The 2,687-nt window shown below is 65.5% G+C and carries 3 protein-coding genes and 1 pseudogene; 2 read left to right on the top strand and 2 right to left on the bottom strand.

Translation table 11 applies throughout. The annotated features are described in order from the left end of the window. Positions 1-18 precede the first annotated feature (18 nt). Positions 19-378, bottom strand: coding sequence for a winged helix-turn-helix transcriptional regulator (locus B2W55_RS17685; RefSeq protein WP_024584802.1), 360 nt, complete (start codon positions 376-378; stop codon positions 19-21). Between the two features lie 89 nt (positions 379-467). On the opposite strand from B2W55_RS17685, the gene B2W55_RS17680 reads away from it, so the two are divergent. Next, on the top strand, positions 468-1,007 hold the full coding sequence (locus tag B2W55_RS17680; RefSeq protein ID WP_024584803.1) for a carboxymuconolactone decarboxylase family protein: 540 nt from the start codon (positions 468-470) through the stop codon (positions 1,005-1,007). A gap of 99 nt (positions 1,008-1,106) precedes the next feature. Here B2W55_RS17680 and B2W55_RS17675 read toward each other — a convergent pair whose 3' ends face one another. Then, positions 1,107-2,114: a KpsF/GutQ family sugar-phosphate isomerase gene (locus tag B2W55_RS17675; protein WP_024584804.1), complete on the bottom strand. Its 1,008-nt coding sequence runs from the start codon at positions 2,112-2,114 to the stop codon at positions 1,107-1,109. A 240-nt stretch (positions 2,115-2,354) separates the two neighbouring features. Between B2W55_RS17675 and B2W55_RS17670 the strand changes: the two are divergent. Then, positions 2,355-2,687 (top strand): annotated as a pseudogene (locus B2W55_RS17670) (hypothetical protein); the annotation flags it as partial.

Genomic DNA, 2,687 nt, shown 5'->3' with positions numbered 1-2,687 from the left:
TCGCTCCGCTCATGCGGGCTACACACCGGCGGTTGCCGAGGTCTGGCTTCCTCCCTGCTTGCTCCAGCGCTCGGCAAAGCGATTGAGCGGCGCGAGGGTCGCAATTAGCTCGCGGCCGAGTGCGGTCAGCCAGTAGCCATCTTCTGCCAGTTCGACGAAGCCGGCCTCGCGCAGCTCGGTCAATCGCGTCTGCAGGATCGTCGGTGAGGCCTCGTCGCAGGCGGTGCGCAGCGCGCGGGAGGTCAGCGCGCCGTCGCGCAGCTCCCAGAGGATGCGCAGGGTCCAGCGCCGTCCCAGCAGATCGAGCAGCGCCATGATCGGGCGGCCGGTTCGTGAACCGCGGACGCCGGGTTTGGCGGCTGGAGCCTGCTTCGCCATCGCATCAATCCTCCTCGAATCTCTCTTGCATAGTTTGCTACAGATATTGTAGCGTTGCGCTACACTAAATGTAGCAAGAGGGTCGCCGCATGTCACGTATCGCGCCGCTCGATCCGCCCTATGCGGCGGACGTTCAACAGCATTTCGACCGCATCATGCGCGGCAAGCCGCCGCTGGTGCTGTTCCGGATGATGGCCGGCCATCCGCGAGCCTGGGAGAAATTCCGCGGCGCCAGCCTGCTCGATCGCGGGCCGCTGTCGTTGCGGGAACGGGAGATCGTGATCGACCGCACCTGCGCGCTCAATTCCTGCGAGTATGAATGGGGCGTCCATGTCACGGCGTTCGGCGCCGCCGCCAAACTGTCGGAAGAGCAGGTCCACGCCACCGTGCACGGCAACGCCAATGCCGAGTGCTGGTCGCCGGTGGAACAGGTGCTGATCGCGGCGGTCGATGCGCTGCACGCGCGCGCGACGCTGGACGACGCCGAATTCGCCGCGCTGTCGGCGCATTATGACGACGATCAGGTGCTGGAGATCATCCTGCTGTGCGGCTTCTACCGCACGGTCTCCTACCTCGCCAACGCGCTGGCGCTGCCGCTGGAGGCGACCGCGGCGCGGTTTCCGAAGTGAGATGCGTAGGGTGGGTTAGCCGAAGGCGTAACCCACCATTTTCGTGGCGACAAAGGTGGTGGGTTACGCTTCGCTAACCCACCCCACGGACTGCGTTTGCTAAGCCACGCCGGCGCGCAGCAGATCGTGCAGATGGATGATGCCGACCGGCTTCTTTCCTTCGGTCACGATCAGCGTGATGATCTTCAGCTTGTTGAGCAGCTCCAGCGCCTCGCCGGCGAGGGTGTCGCGGCCGATCGTCTTCGGCGGCCTGGTCATGACCTCGTCGACCGATTGCGCCAGGAGGTTCGGGTGCATATGCCGACGAACGTCGCCATCGGTGACGATGCCGACGAGATCGCCATTGCGGTCGGTGATCCCGACGCAGGCAAATCCCTTCGAGGTCATCTCGACCAGCGCGTCCGACATCTTGGTGCCGAGCGGCTTCAGCGGCACGGCGTCGCCGGTGTGCATCAGGTCGCGGGCATATTTCAGCAGCGCGCCGAGCTTGCCGCCCGGATGCAGCACGCTGAAATCAGTCGAGGTGAAGCCGCGGCCCTCGAGCAGCGCGATCGCCAAGGCATCGCCGAGTGCCAGCATCATCAGCGAGGACGTGGTCGGCGCCAGATTGTGCGGGCAGGCCTCGCGGGCCTTCGGCAGCGTCAGCTGCACGTCGGCGGCCTTGCTGAGCGTCGAATCCTTGTCGGCCGTCATTGCGATCAGCGGAATGCCGAAGCGCGCCGCATAGGCGATCAGGTTGCGCATCTCCGGCTGCTCACCGGACCATGACAGCGCCATGATCGCATCGTCGGCGGTGATCATGCCGAGGTCGCCGTGGCTCGCTTCGGCGGTGTGCACGAAGAACGCCGGCGTGCCGGTCGAGGCGAAGGTCGCCGCGATCTTGCGCCCGATATGGCCTGATTTGCCGAGGCCGGTGACGATCAGCCGGCCCTTGGCCTTGCGGATCAGGTCGGCCGCCGCCACGAACGCTGTGCCGAGGTCGGACTTGAGGGCCGCCGAGAGGGCCGCGACGCCGCTCGCTTCGGCATCGAGGGTGCGGAGCGCCGACTGGACGGCGCCGTCATCGGGGCCGGATGATTTGGTCATCAGCGGTTTCGGTTTGGCCATTTCGGATTCCAGGGGAGGGGTTATGCACCCGGGCGTCTCCCTTAGCACGTTCGATTCCGCGATGCGACGCGCGGCCGCCAATCCTCAACGGCCCATTAACCATAATTGTTTTAACTCCATTAACGACGTTTTCCGCCGCCTGGCGGGATGCGTGTGTCAAGTACATGGATTCGTTGGAGTATTTCCATCGTGTTGCGGCGGCCAGCAAACGGCCCAGATCGGCGCGGATGCCTCATCCGCGTGGCTTTGCCATGTCCTTGGCTGATTGTTCTTGCGCTCACTGCGGCCTCGGGGCTCGCCCGGGCCCAGACCGTGACGCCCGACCTGTTCAGCCCGAACCGCCAGAGCCAGGTGGTTACGCCGGATTCGCCGCTGCGCCGGACCCCGGCCGACGCCATGGATCCGCTCAACGGCCTGAAGCTGCCGGATCCCGATCCCAGCCGGCGGCCCTCGCCGTCGACGACATCGGATCGCGTCGGGCAAATCCCGACCTACGGATTGCCCGCGGCAAACGGCGCCGCGACGTCGGGCTATGACTCGCTCAACCGCAAGCGCCAGAAGCCGAAATATTAT

The organism is Bradyrhizobium sp. UBA2491 (genome assembly GCF_002341725.1).
Classification (GTDB): Bacteria; Pseudomonadota; Alphaproteobacteria; order Rhizobiales; family Xanthobacteraceae; genus Bradyrhizobium.
This window is presented reverse-complemented; position numbering and strand designations above follow the sequence as displayed.

What these genes read in the sequence shown, in the direction of transcription:
- B2W55_RS17680 (WP_024584803.1), top strand. Translation starts at nt 468, where the DNA reads ATGTCACGTATCGCGCCGCTCGATCCGCCCTATGCGGCGGACGTTCAA.
- B2W55_RS17675 (WP_024584804.1), bottom strand. Translation starts at nt 2,114, where the DNA reads ATGGCCAAACCGAAACCGCTGATGACCAAATCATCCGGCCCCGATGAC.
- B2W55_RS17685 (WP_024584802.1), bottom strand. Translation starts at nt 378, where the DNA reads ATGGCGAAGCAGGCTCCAGCCGCCAAACCCGGCGTCCGCGGTTCACGA.